At 60.6% G+C, this 15,979-nt stretch carries 15 protein-coding genes; 3 read left to right on the forward strand and 12 right to left on the reverse strand.

Annotated elements, in window-relative coordinates:
- Nucleotides 1–157 precede the first annotated feature (157 nt).
- From IAE38_RS19120 to IAE38_RS19140, 5 genes are all read right to left on the reverse strand, one after another.
- A complete protein-coding gene (locus IAE38_RS19120) occupies nucleotides 158–874 on the reverse strand; it encodes an ABC transporter ATP-binding protein (protein WP_028631812.1) in 717 nt (238 codons plus the stop codon).
- Nucleotides 871–1,746, reverse strand: coding sequence for an ATP-binding cassette domain-containing protein (locus IAE38_RS19125; protein WP_201218706.1), 876 nt, complete (start codon nucleotides 1,744–1,746; stop codon nucleotides 871–873). The genes IAE38_RS19120 and IAE38_RS19125 overlap by 4 nt, the downstream gene beginning before the upstream one ends.
- Nucleotides 1,743–3,044: a high-affinity branched-chain amino acid ABC transporter permease LivM gene (gene livM / locus IAE38_RS19130; protein ID WP_028631814.1), complete on the reverse strand. Its 1,302-nt coding sequence runs from the start codon at nucleotides 3,042–3,044 to the stop codon at nucleotides 1,743–1,745. Before livM ends, IAE38_RS19125 begins: the two co-directional genes overlap by 4 nt.
- Before the next feature lie 2 nt (nucleotides 3,045–3,046).
- On the reverse strand, nucleotides 3,047–3,961 hold the full coding sequence (locus IAE38_RS19135; RefSeq protein WP_028631815.1) for an ABC transporter permease subunit: 915 nt from the start codon (nucleotides 3,959–3,961) through the stop codon (nucleotides 3,047–3,049).
- Nucleotides 3,962–4,118: 157 nt separating this feature from the next.
- A complete protein-coding gene (locus tag IAE38_RS19140) occupies nucleotides 4,119–5,255 on the reverse strand; it encodes a branched-chain amino acid ABC transporter substrate-binding protein (protein ID WP_060480676.1) in 1,137 nt (378 codons plus the stop codon).
- A 389-nt stretch (nucleotides 5,256–5,644) separates the two neighbouring features.
- Between IAE38_RS19140 and pncB the strand changes: the two genes are divergently transcribed.
- Complete coding sequence (pncB, locus tag IAE38_RS19145) at nucleotides 5,645–6,850, forward strand: nicotinate phosphoribosyltransferase (RefSeq protein WP_060480677.1); 1,206 nt, start codon at nucleotides 5,645–5,647, stop codon at nucleotides 6,848–6,850.
- A 3-nt stretch (nucleotides 6,851–6,853) separates the two neighbouring features.
- Nucleotides 6,854–7,681 carry an ammonia-dependent NAD(+) synthetase gene (nadE, locus tag IAE38_RS19150; protein WP_201218712.1) on the forward strand — a complete coding sequence of 276 codons (828 nt, stop codon included), beginning with the start codon at nucleotides 6,854–6,856 and terminating at the stop codon, nucleotides 7,679–7,681.
- 54 nt (nucleotides 7,682–7,735) lie between these two features.
- Here the strand turns inward: nadE and azu are convergent, their stop codons facing one another.
- Nucleotides 7,736–8,185 (reverse strand): azurin, encoded by a 450-nt coding sequence (gene azu / locus IAE38_RS19155; RefSeq protein WP_028631819.1) that lies wholly within the window; start codon nucleotides 8,183–8,185, stop codon nucleotides 7,736–7,738.
- Nucleotides 8,186–8,529: 344 nt separating this feature from the next.
- Nucleotides 8,530–10,836 carry a YgiQ family radical SAM protein gene (locus IAE38_RS19160; RefSeq protein ID WP_201214000.1) on the reverse strand — a complete coding sequence of 769 codons (2,307 nt, stop codon included), beginning with the start codon at nucleotides 10,834–10,836 and terminating at the stop codon, nucleotides 8,530–8,532.
- Between the two features lie 423 nt (nucleotides 10,837–11,259).
- Between IAE38_RS19160 and IAE38_RS19165 the strand changes: the two genes are divergently transcribed.
- On the forward strand, nucleotides 11,260–12,186 hold the full coding sequence (locus IAE38_RS19165; protein WP_201218714.1) for an RHS repeat-associated core domain-containing protein: 927 nt from the start codon (nucleotides 11,260–11,262) through the stop codon (nucleotides 12,184–12,186).
- A gap of 70 nt (nucleotides 12,187–12,256) precedes the next feature.
- On the opposite strand, the gene dnaB is transcribed toward IAE38_RS19165, so the two are convergent.
- The 5 genes from dnaB to rpsF form a co-directional block, all read right to left on the reverse strand.
- The gene (dnaB, locus tag IAE38_RS19170) at nucleotides 12,257–13,654 is read right to left on the reverse strand and encodes a replicative DNA helicase (protein WP_028631821.1); all 1,398 of its coding nucleotides are present in this window, start codon (nucleotides 13,652–13,654) and stop codon (nucleotides 12,257–12,259) included.
- A 113-nt stretch (nucleotides 13,655–13,767) separates the two neighbouring features.
- On the reverse strand, nucleotides 13,768–14,214 hold the full coding sequence (gene rplI, locus IAE38_RS19175; protein ID WP_028631822.1) for a 50S ribosomal protein L9: 447 nt from the start codon (nucleotides 14,212–14,214) through the stop codon (nucleotides 13,768–13,770).
- A gap of 20 nt (nucleotides 14,215–14,234) precedes the next feature.
- Nucleotides 14,235–15,098, reverse strand: a complete 864-nt coding sequence (locus IAE38_RS19180) for a hypothetical protein (protein WP_201218717.1) — start codon at nucleotides 15,096–15,098, stop codon at nucleotides 14,235–14,237.
- A 33-nt stretch (nucleotides 15,099–15,131) separates the two neighbouring features.
- A complete protein-coding gene (gene rpsR / locus IAE38_RS19185; protein ID WP_003249563.1) occupies nucleotides 15,132–15,362 on the reverse strand; it encodes a 30S ribosomal protein S18 in 231 nt (76 codons plus the stop codon).
- A gap of 28 nt (nucleotides 15,363–15,390) precedes the next feature.
- On the reverse strand, nucleotides 15,391–15,816 hold the full coding sequence (gene rpsF, locus IAE38_RS19190) for a 30S ribosomal protein S6 (protein WP_013974420.1): 426 nt from the start codon (nucleotides 15,814–15,816) through the stop codon (nucleotides 15,391–15,393).
- Between the last annotated feature and the right edge of the window lie 163 nt (nucleotides 15,817–15,979).

A 15,979-nucleotide genomic window follows, 5' to 3' on the forward strand; every position in this document is an offset into this window, starting at 1 on the left:
GCAGATCGAGCGCCGCCCGCGCGGCGCATCGCGAGCTGCGCTCGCTCCTACATTTGTTTCGGGCCAATGATGCCTGGGGCGTATGTGCGCGAACGCCTTTGCGCATGGCGCGATATATTGCCGTACGAACCAGGCAGGCGCTGCCCAGCGCCGCCGCTCAGTGCCCCCCCAGGTAGGCGCTGCGCACCTCTTCGTTCACCAACAACTCCTGCCCCGTCCCGGTCATGCGGATTTGCCCGTTGACCATCACATAGGCGCGGTCCGACAGTTTCAGCGCATGGTTGGCGTTCTGCTCCACCAGAAAAATAGTCATCCCGGTCTTGGCCAGCTCACGCAGGGTGGCGAAAATCTGCTTGACCACGATCGGCGCCAGCCCCAGCGAAGGCTCGTCCAGCAGCAGCAACTTCGGCCGGCTCATCAGTGCGCGGGCAATCGCCAGCATCTGCTGCTCGCCCCCGGACATGGTCATGGCACGCTGGTTGCGCCGCTCCTTGAGGCGCGGGAACAGTTCGTACATGCGCTGCATGTCCTCGTCGGCGTGCTTGTCGCCGATGGGGATGGTGCCCATCATCAGGTTTTCTTCCACGCTCATGTCCGGGAACACCCGCCGCCCCTCCGGGGATTGGGCAATGCCGTTGGCCGCGATGTAGTGCGTGGACTTGCGGGTGATGTCCGTCCCCCGGTAGATGATCTGCCCGGCAGCGGCGCGCGGTTGGCCGAAGATGGACATCAACAAGGTGGATTTACCCGCCCCGTTAGCGCCAATCAGGCTCACCGTCTCACCCTCATCGATATGCATGGACACTTGCTTAAGGGCTTGGATCGGGCCGTAGAACACGTCCAGGTCACGCAGTTCGAGAATGGGTGCAGTCATACCAGTTCCTCTTCGTCGGCACCCAGGTAGGCAGCGATCACGGTCGGGTTGTTGCGGATGTCCTGCGGGGCGCCTTCGGCGATCACGTTGCCGTGGTCCAGCACGACGATATGGTCGGAAATGCTCATGACCATGCCCATGTCGTGCTCGATCAGCACCACCGTGATGTCATGCTCGTCACGCAGCACCCGCACCATACGGCTGAGCGCCTCGGTTTCCTGCGGGTTCAGGCCGGCCGCCGGCTCGTCCAGGCAGATCACCTTGGGCCGCGTGCACATGGCCCGGGCAATCTCCAGGCGCCGCTGCTGGCCGTACGACAGCTCGCCAGCCAGGCGGTTGGCACAATCAACCAGGTCGACCACCTCCAACCAGTAGAAGGCGTGGTCCAGTGCATCGCTCTCGGACTTGCGGTAGGCCTTGGTGTTGAGCACCCCGGCCAGCAGGTTGCGGTTTACCCACATGTGCTGCGCCACCAGCAGGTTCTCGATGACGGACATCTCCTTGAACAGGCGGATGTTCTGGAACGTACGGGCCAGGCCTGCGCGGTTCACCAGGTGTGTGCCACCGAACATCTTGTAGTACAGCCGGCTGGCGAAACGGGACGGGGAGACAAAATCCGCCGCCTGGAAGGTTTCGCCCAGCAACTGGATAACGTTGGTGTGGCCGCCCCGCACATTCAGCTCGATGCGCCCGCCACTGGGCTTGTAGAAGCCGGTAAGGCAGTTGAAAACCGTGGTCTTGCCGGCGCCATTGGGGCCGATCAGGGCGAAGATCTGGTTGCGCCTGACCTTCAGGCTGACGTCGCTGAGCGCCTTGATGCCACCAAACTGCATCATCAGGTTATCCACAGACAAAATGATTTCGTCGCTCATGGCGCCACTCCTTTACGCGGGGTCACACCGGTACGGCTGATGCGAATCAGGCCCCGCGGTCGCCAGATCATCATCAGCACCATCAGCACGCCGAACAGCAGCACCCGGTATTCCGAGAAGCTGCGCAGCAGCTCGGGGGCGACGGTGAGCACGAAGGCCGCGATGACCACGCCCACGGTCGAACCCATGCCGCCCAGCACGACGATGGCCAGAATGAGCGCCGACTCGAAGAAAGTGAACGAAGACGGGTTGACGAAGCCCTGGTAGGTGGCGAAGAACACTCCGGCAAGGCCTGCAGTCGATGCGCCCAGGGTGAAGGCCGACAGCTTGACCAGCACATGGTTGAGCCCCATGGAACGGCAGGCGATCTCGTCCTCGCGCAGCGCTTCCCAGGCCCGCCCAACCGGCATCCGGGTCAGCCGGTGCTTGATGTAGAGCACCGCCAGCACGACCAGAAACAGCACCCCATAAATGAACACGAACTTGAGGTTGGCGTTGTAATCGAAGCCGAAGAACTCGTGAATCGGCACGCCGCCGTCCTTGGCACGCCGCCCGAACTCCAGGCCGAAGAAGGTCGGCGAAGGCGCCGGCATGCCGTTGGGCCCGCCCGTGAACGACAACCAGTTGTTCAGCACCAGGCGGATGATTTCACCAAAGCCCAGGGTGACGATGGCCAGGTAGTCGCCGTGCATGCGTAACACCGGGAACCCCAGGATGCACCCGGCCAACGCAGCGGCGATGGCCGCAAGCGGCAGTACGCTCCAGAAGCCCAGCCCCAGGTACTGGTAACCCAGCGCCAGGCCATAGGCGCCGATGGCGTAGAACGCCACGTAGCCCAGGTCGAGCAGGCCTGCCAGGCCCACCACGATGTTCAACCCAAGGCCCAGCAAAACGTAGATCAGCCCCAGGATGACCACGGTCAGCAGGTACTTGTTGGCAAAGATGGGGAACACGATGGCGATGATCACCAGCGCCGGGATGATGTAGCGCAGGCGCGACTTGTAGTCCGGTGCGTTGACATGCACGCCCGAGCCACCGCTGTCGAAGCCCTGCAGCATGCGCCGGCCAGCGGCGGTCTGCAGGTACAGGCTGAGCAGAAAGCGCCCCACCATCACCCCGCCAACCAGCCAGGCCACACGGCGCGGCTCGGCGTTGAAACTGTAGCCATCGAGCACCACGCCCACTACCGGGCCAAACACGATCAGCGCCAGCAGCCCTGCGACCAGGGTTTCCAGCAGGCTGCGCTTCAGGTCGAAACCCTTGGTTTCGGAAACAGAGGCAATTTTGGCAACGGACATGATCACACCTTAGCCACGAGTGGGCGACCCAGCAGGCCTTGAGGGCGGAAGATAAGGATGAGCACCAGCAGCGAGAAGCTGAATACGTCCTTGTAGTCCGAGTTGATCAGCCCCGAGAACAGCGATTCGGAAATCCCCAGGATGATGCCGCCAAGCATCGCCCCCGGCAGCGAGCCGATGCCGCCGAGCACGGCAGCGGTAAATGCCTTGATGCCGATGATGAAGCCTGCATAGAAGTCGAAGGTGCCGTAGTTCATGGTGATCAGCACACCGGCCAGCGCGGCCATCACCGCCCCGATCACGAATACGTAGGAAATCACCCGGTCGGTGTTGATCCCCAGGATCGACGCCATCTTGCGGTCCTGCTGGGTGGCACGGCACATGCGCCCAAGCTTGGTGTACTTGATGACATAGGTCAGCAGGCCCATGCCGACGAACGCAGCCACCAAGATGAAGATCTTGGTGTAGGTCAATTGTACGAAGCCACTGCCCACATCGACGCGCCAGGCGCCCTCGAGCAACGTCGGTACACCCTGCTGGCGGGCGCCCTGGCTGATCTGCGCGTAGTTTTGCAGGATGAGCGAAATGCCGATGGCACTGATCAGCGGTGCCAGGCGGGTGGAGTTACGCAGGGGTTTATAGGCGATGCGCTCGATGGTGAAGCCATACACCCCGGTGACCACGATGGTGAACAACAGCGTGCCCAGCATCAACAGGGGGAAGGATTCGATACCGAAGTAAGCCAGCAATGCCAGGCTGATCGCCGCCAGGTAAGCGGAGATCATGTACACCTCGCCGTGCGCGAAGTTGATCATGCCGATGATGCCATAGACCATTGTGTAGCCGATGGCGATCAGGCCATAGACCGACCCAAGGGTCAGGCCATTGACCAGTTGCTGCAGGAAAATACCATCCATAACGCAATCTCACCTGATGGAGACTGCACGGGCGCCGCCCACGGCGGGCCCGGGTCAAGGCGGCCCTCGCAGTGCAGACCCGTGCAGGTCTACGAATAAAGACAGGTACCGCAGGGGCCTGGGCCCAGGGCGTGTGCACCTGGGCCTTGGGCCGTTGTTATTGTTGTTTTTCCAGCTGGTGGTACTTGCCGTCCTTATCCCACTGGTAGACCACGTAGTCGGACACCGTCAGGTCGCCCTTGCTGTCCCACTTCTTCTCACCCATCACGGTCTGCACCGGGTTGGCTTTCAGCCACTTGGCGGCGTCCTCGCCCTTGTTCGACTTGGCGCCGTTGAACGCCGCTGCCAACGCCTGCAGCGAGGCATAGGCATACAGGGTGTAGCCTTCAGGCTCGGTGCCGGCCTTGCGGAATGCTTCCACCACCGCCTTGCTGTCCGGCAGCAGGCGCGGGTCGGCGCCGAAGGTCATGTACACGCCATCGACGTACTGCGCGCCGCCAGCAGTAGACACCAGCTCGTCGGTGACGATGCCGTCGTCAGACATGAACTTCACGTCCTTCAGGCCCTGCTCGCGCAGTTGCCGAACCAGCGGCCCGGCCTCTGGGTGAAGGCCGCCGAAGTACACCACGTCGGCGCCCACGGAGCGGATCTTGGTGACCACGGCGCTGAAGTCTTTCTCGCCACGGGTCAGGCCTTCATACAGCACCGGTTTCACGCCGCGCTTTTCCAGCTGCGCCTTGGTCGCGTCGGCCAGGCCCTGCCCGTAGGTGTCCTTGTCGTGCAACACCGCCACCTTCTTGCCCTTGAGCACATCGACGATGTAGTTGCCCGCGACCACGCCCTGCTGGTCGTCCCGGCCGCACATGCGGAACATGGCAGAAAGGCCACGCTCGGTGACCTGCGGGTTGGTCGAGCCGGGGGTGATGGCGATCACGCCTGCTTCGTCATACACCTCCGAAGCCGGGATGGTGTTGGACGAGCAGAAATGGCCGACCACGCCAATGACCTTGTCCTGGTCCACCAACCGGTTGGCCACGGCCACGGCCTGCTTGGGTTCGCAGGCATCATCGCCCTTCACCAGCACGATCTTCTCGCCGTTCACGCCACCTGCCGCGTTGATCTTGTCGGCGGCGGCCTGGGCCCCCTTCATGTACTGCTCGCCAAACGCTGCGTTCGCCCCGGTCATCGGGCCCGCGACACCGATCTTCACGTCGGCCTGAACATACGAAGAAACACCCAGTGCCGTGGCGACGGCCAGGGCCAGAAAACCTTTCTTGTAAAACGTCTGCGACATGAGGTGGTGCTCCTGAATTTTTTTTGGTTGGCACTACAACGACTCAGCCCTGTCCTCCGAGCAAGGGCCGTGCCATCAGTTTTACATCGCTGTTAAACACTTCGTTTAACAGGCGTGCCAGCCTGGCATGGCCTTTTGTTACTGAGCGTGCAACCGTCTGCGACGCGCAGGGCGCCACCCTCATCCAGCAACCAGGGCAACCCGACCCTGCCATCATTGCAACCCTGCGCCACACCACCGTGCAACCCGCCTGTAACAAACAACGTCACCGAACTGCACACACGTGGTGCGCGACTGCTACAGGCGGCACCGTTTCAAGGCTGGCCGAAACATCAAAGTGAAAAGGCTGGCACAATGGCCGCCATTCGCCGTTTCTGGAGTCACCCCTGATGAGCGAGAGCGCATTCGCCGAGCGCATCGTGCATAACCTGCTCGACACCGATTTCTACAAACTCACCATGATGCAGGCTGTGTTGCACAACTACCCGGATGCCGACGTGGAATGGGAGTTCCGCTGCCGCAATGGCGAGGACCTGCGCCCGTACCTTGGCGAAATCCGTCAGCAGCTCGAACGGCTCAGCGACCTGACCCTGGATGACGGGCAGTTGGGCTTTCTGGAACGCATCAGCTTTCTGAAGCCGGACTTTCTGCGGTTTCTGCGGTTGTTCCGCTTCAACCTGCGCTACGTACAACTGGGCATCGAGGACGATCAGCTGTGCCTGCGCCTCAAAGGCCCCTGGCTGCATGTGATTCTGTTCGAAGTCCCGCTGCTGGCCATCATCAGCGAGGTCCGCAACCGCCACCTGCACCCGCACATGCGGCTGTCGGAGGCACGCGACCAGCTCTATCGCAAATTCGACTGGCTCAATGCCAATGCCAGCGGTGACGAGCTGGCCGAGATGCAGGTCGCCGACTTCGGCACCCGCCGGCGCTTTTCCAGCCGCGTGCAACAGGAGGTGGTGCGGGTGCTGCGCGACGACTTCCCGGCCCGCTTCGTGGGTACCAGCAACGTCGACCTGGCCTGGAAGCTGGATATCAAACCCCTGGGCACCATGGCCCACGAATGGATCATGGCCCATCAGCAGCTCGGCCCCCGGCTGATCGACAGCCAGATCGCCGCACTGGACTGCTGGGTGCGGGAGTACCGCGGCTTGCTGGGCATCGCCCTGACCGACTGCGTCACCATGGACGCCTTCCTTGGTGACTTCGACCTGTATTTCGCCAAGCTCTTCGACGGCCTGCGCCACGACTCCGGCGAGCCGGTGGCCTGGGCGGAAAAAGCCATCGCCCACTACCAGCACCTGGGTATCGACCCGATGACCAAGACCCTGGTGTTCTCCGATGGCCTGGACCTGCCCCGGGCGCTGCAAATCTTCCGTGCGCTGCGCGGTCGCATCAACGTAAGCTTTGGTATCGGCACCAACCTGACATGCGACATCCCGGGGGTAGCGCCGATGAGCATCGTGCTCAAGATGACCGACTGCAACGGCGCCCCGGTGGCGAAGATTTCCGACGAGGCGGCCAAGACCCAGTGCCGCGACCCGAATTTCGTCGCCTACTTGCGTCATGTATTCAAAGTCCCCAGCAAGGAGTAACCCATGCAAGCGGTTCAACAGGAAATTGCCCAGGCCCTGAAGGTACAGCCGCCGTTCGCCGACGCCGCTGCCCTGGACGCCGAAGTCGCCCGGCGTGTGGCGTTCATCAAGGGCTGCCTGGCCAACGCCCGCCTCAAGACCCTGGTGCTGGGCATCAGCGGCGGTGTCGACTCACTCACCGCTGCACTGCTCGCCCAGCGCGCCATCAACGAGCTGCGTGCAGAAACCGGCGACAAGGCCTACACCTTCATCGCCGTACGCCTGCCCTACCACGTCCAGCACGATGAGCATGACGCCCAGGCCTGCCTGGAAGTGATCAAGGCCGACGAAGTACACACCGTCGACATCGCCCCTGCGGTGAAGGCACTGGCCGCCGAGGTGGTCGAGCTGAAGACCGGTTCGCCCACCTTGGTGGACTTCGTGGTCGGCAACGTCAAGGCCCGTACGCGCATGGTGGCGCAGTACACCATTGCCGGCGCCCGTGCGGGGCTGGTGATCGGTACCGACCACGCCGCCGAAGCGGTAATGGGCTTCTTTACCAAATTTGGTGACGGTGCCTGCGACCTGGCCCCGTTGAGCGGCCTGGTGAAGCGCCAGGTACGGGCGATTGCGCGCAGCTTCGGGGCGCCCGAGTCACTGGTGGAGAAGGTGCCAACGGCCGACTTGGAAGACTTGGAACCGGGCAAGCCGGACGAAGCGTCGCACGGTGTGACGTATCAGCAGATCGACGACTTCCTGCAGGGGCAACCCATCGAGCAGGCGGCATTCGACATCATCGTCGCCAACTACCGCAAGACCCAGCACAAGCGCGAGCTGCCGTTTGCGCCGTAACAATGCATTGGGGCCGCAAAGCGGCCCCAATGACACGTACCAACGCGCTTCAGATCACTTGACGACAACCTTGCCCTTCATCATCGAGATGTGGCCAGGGAAGGTGCAGAAGAAGCTGTAGTCACCGCCGGCATCCAGCTTGGAGGTGTCGAACTTGATCTCGGTTTCTTTCTCAGGCGCACCAATCATCTTGGTGTGGGCAATGATCGCGGCGTTGTCGGCCTTGATGTAGTCCTTCTCCAGGCCCTGGCTCATGCCTTCAGTCGCAATGCCCTGCATGTCGGCAGTCTTGCTGATGACCAGGTTATGGCCCATGACGTTCTTCGGCAGGTTGCCGGAGTGCGTCAGTTTTACCGTGAACTCCTTGCAGCTCTTGTCGACGGTAATTTCCTTGGTGTTGTACGACATCTGGTCGGTGGAATCGACAGTCACCGAACACTCGGCTGCGAAGACAGAGGCGCTGGCGAGGGTCAGCAGGGATACCGCTACAGCTTTCGCAAACATCATGAATCTCCTTGGCAGGGTTTTATCAATTGCGAGACTGCCTTAAACCGTTCAGCCCCTCGCTGATGTGGGTCAAGGGGGTGTCAATAGGCCAGGCAGTTGAATTGTTCAATGGATTGTATACAACCAATCTAAGGGCACATCATGCCCCTTTATTAGACGATGGGACAACCACTCATTTAGGAGCAATACCAAATGCCCATGTCCAGCCTCATCAACAGCCTGCTCGCCGCTTACGCACACGCAGCCACCGGGGCGATCTGCGAATTCTCGCGCCCGGAATAACAGTTGGTTGAAGGATTCACAGTGTTGCGGGGCCGCCAGGCGGCCCCGAACGAGGTCGACTAGCGCGGGATGACCGGCTGACGCGGTTTCTTGCCCTTGCCCGCTTTGCCACCTTTGCCTGCATCCTTGCGCTCTTTGGCGGCTTGCTGGTTGCGCGCAAATGCTTCGGCCTTGGCCTTTTCTCGCTTGTCCCAAGGCTTGCTGCCATCACTGGCACGCGGCGGCAGGCCGGTGTGCTGGGTCAGCACCTTCTGCTCCTTGGCCACCTTGTGGCTACCTGCAGGCGTGGAGTTCTTGCGCCGAGCACTCTGGTAGGTATCCGATTGCGGCTGGTGCAGGGGTATCAGCTGGTGCTTGCCCGGGCCGATCAGGTCGGCGCGGCCCATGCGCTCCAGCGCCTCACGCAACATCGGCCAACCTTTAGGGTCGTGATAGCGCAAGAATGCCTTGTGCAGCCGGCGCTGCTCGTCGCTTTTGACGATATCCACGCCTTCGCTCTTGTAGGTCACCTTGCGCAGCGGGTTCTTGCCCGAATGGTACATGGCCGTGGCCGAGGCCATCGGCGAGGGGTAGAACGCCTGCACCTGATCGGCACGGAAGCCGTTGCCCTTGAGCCACAGGGCCAGGTTCATCATGTCTTCATCGGTGGTGCCTGGGTGCGCGGCGATGAAGTACGGGATCAGGTACTGCTCCTTGCCCGCTTCTTTCGAGAACTTCTCGAACATGCGCTTGAAGCGGTCGTAGGTGCCGATACCCGGCTTCATCATCTTGTCCAGCGGGCCACGCTCGGTGTGCTCCGGGGCAATTTTGAGGTAACCGCCCACGTGGTGGGTGACCAGCTCCTTCACGTATTCCGGCGACTCGACCGCCAGGTCGTAGCGCAGGCCCGAGGCAATCAGGATTTTCTTCACACCTGGCAAGGCACGGGCCTTGCGGTACAGCTCGATCAACGAGCTATGGTCGGTGTTGAGGTTCTCGCAGATACCGGGGAACACGCACGACGGCTTGCGGCAGTGCTTTTCGATGTCCGGGCTCTTACAGGCGATGCGGTACATGTTGGCGGTCGGGCCGCCCAGGTCAGAGACCACGCCGGTGAAGCCAGGCACCTTGTCGCGCATTTCTTCGATCTCGTGGAGGATCGACTCGTGCGAACGGTTCTGGATGATCCGGCCTTCGTGCTCGGTGATCGAGCAGAAGGTGCAGCCGCCAAAGCAGCCGCGCATGATGTTCACCGAGAAACGGATCATCTCGTAGGCCGGAATGCGCTCCTTGCCGTAGGCAGGGTGCGGCACACGCGCATACGGCATGCCGAACACGTAGTCCATTTCTTCGGTGCTCATGGGGATGGGTGGCGGGTTGAACCACACATCCACTTCGCCGTGTTTTTGCACCAGGGCGCGGGCGTTGCCGGGGTTGGTCTCCAGGTGCAGCACACGGTTGGCGTGGGCGTACAGCACCGGGTCGTTGCGCACTTTCTCGAACGAGGGCAGGCGGATCACCGACTTGTCGCGGGTCATGCGCGGGCTGTCGAGAATCTGCACCACCTTGGCTTCGTTCGGGTCTTCCTGGTCACCTTTGGCTTGCTCGATGGCGCAGGCCTGGGTGTCCTGGGTGTTCACGTAGGGGTTGATGATCTTGTCGACACGGCCCGGGCGGTCGATGCGGGTGGAGTCGATCTCGTACCAGCCTTGCGGGGTATCGCGGCGCACGAACGCGGTGCCACGTACGTCGGTGATGGTGTCGATGCGCTCGCCGCTGGACAGGCGCTGGGCCACTTCGACCACGGCGCGCTCGGCGTTGCCGAACAGCAGGATGTCGGCGCTGGCGTCGATCAGGATCGAGTGCCGGACCTTGTCCTGCCAGTAGTCGTAATGCGCGATACGGCGCAGCGAGGCCTCGATGCCGCCCAGCACGATCGGCACGTGCTTGTAGGCTTCCTTGCAGCGCTGGCTGTACACCAGGCTGGCACGGTCAGGGCGGCTGCCGGCCAGCCCGCCCGGGGTGTAGGCGTCATCGGAGCGGATTTTCTTGTCCGCGGTGTAGCGGTTGATCATCGAGTCCATGTTGCCTGCAGCCACCCCGAAGAACAGGTTCGGCTCGCCCAGCTTCATGAAGTCGTCTTTGGACTGCCAGTTCGGCTGGGCAATGATGCCCACACGGAAGCCCTGGGCCTCCAGCAGGCGACCGATGATGGCCATGCCGAACGACGGATGGTCGACGTAGGCATCCCCGGTCACGATGATGATGTCGCAGGAATCCCAGCCGAGCAGATCCATCTCCTCCCTGCTCATTGGCAGGAAAGGTGCTGGCCCGAAGCATTCGGCCCAGTACTTGGGATAGTCGTAGAGTGGTTTGGCTGCTTGCATGTCAGTGACCGGTTCTGGTGTGCAGGAAAATCGCGGGCGCGAAATATAGCACAAATTTTAACCAAGTCCGACTGGAATCGTAGGGGATAGGTGGGTTGCGCGACAGTTGGTGGAAAGGGGAGGAATTGGTTTAGAGGCGCAATTTCGTGCTTTGTTGGCGCTTGCAGGCTCGATCAGTGCCAAAGCAGCGACCTGGCAAGGCGTTGCGGATGCATATCCGGTTTGCTGATCTGACTTAACCAACCCTCTCCCCGTCCACTGGCAGCCGCTTCAGCTAAGAATACGTGCGAAGCTCATACCGTCCGCTGGATGTGTCAGAGAAAGATACCGGCCTGGCTGCCCCATCATTTTTATCAGTGACGGAGCGTCGTAGGGCTCAGCTATTCTGCCTTCGGTAAACCGCCACAGGATGACGTTGCAATAATGAAAATATTTTATTCAGACGGTCGCTTGTCTACACTCATTAGCCCAAAGAGGACCATTCGGTATTATCGCGCCACCTCCGAAATACTTGCCGTGCGGGATGAGTCTTCCAACCATCTGGTGGCAAACGAGGTCACCAAGTCACCGCTCGGCACGGTGTCATCTCATACACTGTTGCCTTGTATTACCAGCCCTTATGGTTTCGGCAAGCCAATATTACCGCTAGGTTTCAAAAGCGAACGCCCATCGCCTGAGACCAATCACTACATGCTGGGCATGGGTTATCGAGCCTATAACCCGGAATTGATGCGGTTCAATAGCGCGGACAGTGCAAGCCCTTTCGCACGAGGCGGTGTAAATAGCTACGCTTTCACCAGCAATGACCCGGTCAACCGGTATGACCCCACTGGCCATTTCTTTGAATTCGTCAGATCAGCTTTGACTAAGCTGTTCTCAAAAAAAATATATCAAGGGCGCATAGAGGCAGAGTTCGATGGCATTTCTGCGTTCACCGCCCCTGCTCGCACGGACGGAAAGAAACCCACTCTCTATATCGTCGCCCATGGCACACCAGGCTACCTGAGTGGTGATAAGAAATCACTGTACGACGGGCTTCGCACATACAAAACACTCACCCATTTAGGTATTGATATGTCGGAAAGGCCTACTCACTTTCTCGCGTGCGACACCAGCCTTCCGAATCCACGAACAGGCAGATCTATCATTGATGACATGAGCAGCATGACCGGCGCGCAGTCCTCAGGTTATGGGGGCACTGTACCGATCAGCGTAGACAGACAAGGGAGTCGCTTTACCGCCTACAAACACTATGCCTTACCCACTCACGGCACTACCAACATTAAGGTGACTGTAGGTCAGATCCGTTCTCCGGAAAAATTCGGTCGCGCCGGCGAGGATCAGGTGTGAGCACCGATAGCTAAATGCCCCTTGTTGAGTTGGGCAAATGATTCCCCGTGTCTCTCAAAAAATCGAGGGATCATTCATCATCGTCGAAGTTGTACATCCCCGGCGCAAGGTTTTCGAATCGGGTGTACTTGCCGATGAACGCCAGGCGCACAAAGCCGATAGGCCCGTTACGCTGTTTGCCGATAATGATCTCCGCAACGCCCTTGTGTTCGGTTTCGGGGTGGTACACCTCGTCGCGGTACACGAACATGATCACGTCGGCGTCCTGCTCGATTGCACCGGATTCACGCAAGTCGGAGTTCACCGGGCGCTTGTTCGGGCGCTGCTCCAGGGATCGGTTCAGCTGGGAGAGCGCGATGACCGGGCAGTTGAACTCCTTCGCCAGCGCTTTCAGCGAGCGGGAAATCTCGGAAATCTCATTGGTACGGTTATCACCGGCCGACCCCGGGATCTGCATCAGCTGCAGGTAGTCGACCATGATCAGGGCAATTTCGCCGTGTTCGCGGGCCAGGCGCCGCGTACGCGCACGCATCTCCGATGGGCTGATGCCGGCGGTATCGTCGATGAACAGCTTGCGGTCGTTGAGCAGGTTCACAGCCGAGGTCAGGCGCGGCCAGTCATCATCGTCCAGCTGCCCGGAACGCACCTTGGTCTGGTCGATACGGCCAAGCGACGACAGCATACGCATGACCAGCGATTCGCCTGGCATCTCCAGCGAGAACACCAGCACTGCCTTGTCGGTACGCAGCACCGCGTTTTCAACCAGGTTCATGGCGAAGGTGGTTTTACCCATAGAGGGTCGACCCGCAACGATGACCAGGTCGGCCGGCTGCAGGCCGCTGGTTTTCCCGTCCAGGTCGGTGAAGCCGGTGGATACCCCGGTGATATCGCTGTCGGAGTTGAACAGTGTGTCGATACGGTCGATGGCCTTGGTCAACAGCTCGTTGACACCCACCGGGCCACCGGTCTTGGGCCGCGCCTCGGCGATCTGGAAGATCTGCCGCTCGGCATCGTCGAGAATTTCCGCGGCATCGCGCCCCTGCGGGTTGAACGCGTTGTCGGCAATGTCGGTACTGATGCTGATCAGCTGGCGCAGCGTGGCCCGCTCGCGAATGATCGCGGCGTACGCCTTGATGTTGGCCACCGACGGCGTGTTCTTGGCCAGTTCGGCGAGGTACGCCAAGCCACCCACCTGCGTGGAAAGGCCTTCCTTGTCCAGCTGCTCGTGCAGGGTCACCACGTCGAATGGCTGGTTGGCGTCGGCCAACTTGTGCACGGCACGGAAGATCAAACGGTGGTCATGCCGATAGAAGTCGCCATCCGACACCTGGTCCAGCACCCGCTCCCAGGCATTGTTGTCCAGCATCAGGCCACCGAGCACGGCCTGTTCGGCCTCGATGGAATGCGGCGGCACCTTCAGGGCTGCGGTTTGCAGGTCAAGCTGTTCGGAGGAAGTGATCTCGTTCATGTCCACGGGAGAATTCTGGAGGATTAGAAACACAAAGGGCACGGCCTGTCGAAGACAGGACCGTGCCCGATGTTAACCGGCTGACACCTGACGGGCCAGCCGGTCAGCGCAGCTTAGGCCGCTACGACGACCACACGTACGGTGGCTTCAACGTCGCTGTGCAGGTGCACGGCTACGTCGTATTCGCCAACCTGACGGATGGTGCCGTTCGGCAGACGCACTTCAGCTTTGGCCACTTCAACGCCAGAGGCGGTCAGGGCATCAGCGATGTCGTGGGTGCCGATCGAACCGAACAGCTTGCCTTCGTCGCCAGCGGTGGCAGTGATGGTCACTTCCAGCTCGGCCAGTTGGGCAGCGCGGCTTTCAGCCGAAGCTTTCTTGTCAGCGGCTGCTTTTTCCAGCTCGGCGCGACGCTCTTCGAACGCAGCCAGGTTGGCGGCGGTCGCAGCGGTGGCCTTGCCGAATGGCAGCAGGTAGTTACGGCCGTAGCCAGCCTTAACATTTACTTTGTCGCCCAGGTTACCCAGGTTGGCGACTTTTTCCAGCAGGATCAGTTCCATTTGGTAAAACCTCTTAACTTTTAACCTTCACCGTTCGCGGAGTCATTCCCCTTGGGGGACTTGCGACCGCGAAAATCAATCAGGCTGTCGACAATGGCCAAAACCACCAGCAACGGATAAATCAGCTGCATGATCAGCGGCAACGTCACGTACATCCCTACCAACCAGAAACCAGCCAGTCGGCCCTGTGCCACGAGCCCATGCATCAACGCGATGCCGGCCAGCACCAGTACCAGGCTCGAAGCCGATGCCAGGATGATGAACTGCGGCCCGATGAACGGGGCCGCCACCATCACTGCCACCAAGACCGCCATGGTCTGTCTCGGCAACTTCAGTGCGCGAAATTCGCGACCGAAGCCTCCAGGGTTGTACAACGCTGCCTGCCAATAACGCGCCAGCACCAAAGCCAGCACGCAGAACAATTGCACCGTCACGGCTGTGGAAGCGACCAGCACAGGGCGGATCGTTTCGCCGGAGAGCACCGGTTGCCCCTCGACTTGCGGCATGGCGTCTGAAAACGCCTTGGCCAGCGCATCGAAGGTCGGGGCCAGCGCCAGATCGAGCACGTGGCTGAAAACCACGGCGAACACGGCGCTGACCACCAGAACCCGGCTCCAGGAATACTCGGCACGCAACATGGCGGCCAAGGCCAGGGCACCGGCGATCACCATGAAGGTGATCGGATCGCCCATGACCCACACGGCCAGCCCGGCGAGCAAGCCGCCGGCGATGACCGTTGTAGCATCCTTGAAACCCCGCCGCAGCAGCACAAGGCTGCCGGCAGCGGCACTCAACCAGAACAGCAGCGGCAGTACCGCGCTGATGACCACCACGAGGGTGGCCTGCACACGACCGCGCATGATGAAACTTGCTAACGCTCGCATGCTAATCCCTTACTGCTTGTCGACGACCCGGTCTCAGCGGCCGTGGCTGTCGGTGTAGGGCAGCAGGGCCAGGAAGCGGGCGCGCTTGATAGCGGTAGCCAGCTGACGCTGATAACGAGCTTTGGTACCGGTGATACGGCTTGGAACGATCTTGCCGGTTTCGGATACGTAAGCTTTCAGGGTGTTGAGATCTTTGAAGTCGATCTCTTTCACGTCTTCAGCAGTGAAGCGGCAGAATTTACGACGACGGAAGAAACGTGCCATTTAATAGGCTCCTCTAAAGGTCCGTGGATTACTCGTCAGCGTTATCGCTGGAGTCGCTGTCATTGCTGTCGTCGCCATCGGCGGACTCGGCATGCTCAGGACGCTCGCGACGCTCACGGCGCTCGCTGCGGTTTTCTTCAGCCTTCAGCATCTCGGACTGACCGGTAACGGCTTCGTCACGACGGATGACCAGGTTACGGATAACGGCATCGTTGTAGCGGAAGTTGTCTTCCAGCTCGGCCAGGGCCTTGCCAGTGCACTCAACGTTCAGCATCACGTAGTGAGCCTTGTGAACATTGTTGATTGCGTAGGCCAGTTGACGACGGCCCCAGTCTTCCAGGCGGTGGATCTTGCCACCATCTTCTTCGATCAGCTTGGTGTAACGCTCAACCATGCCGCCGACTTGCTCGCTCTGGTCCGGGTGAACCAGGAAGATGATTTCGTAATGACGCATGAATGCTCCTTACGGGTTAGTAGTCTGCCAGCGAATCTGGTCAGACAAGGAGTGAATGACACTGTATGTCTTGCACGGTGGGGAGGCACATGCGCGCCTGCCAGGTCGGCAAGGGGCGCAATTGTAGAGAAGGCCGCGCGTACAAGCAAGGTGATTGGTGATT

Source organism: Pseudomonas sp. S32, assembly GCF_016648095.1.
Classification (GTDB): Bacteria; Pseudomonadota; Gammaproteobacteria; order Pseudomonadales; family Pseudomonadaceae; genus Aquipseudomonas; species Aquipseudomonas parafulva.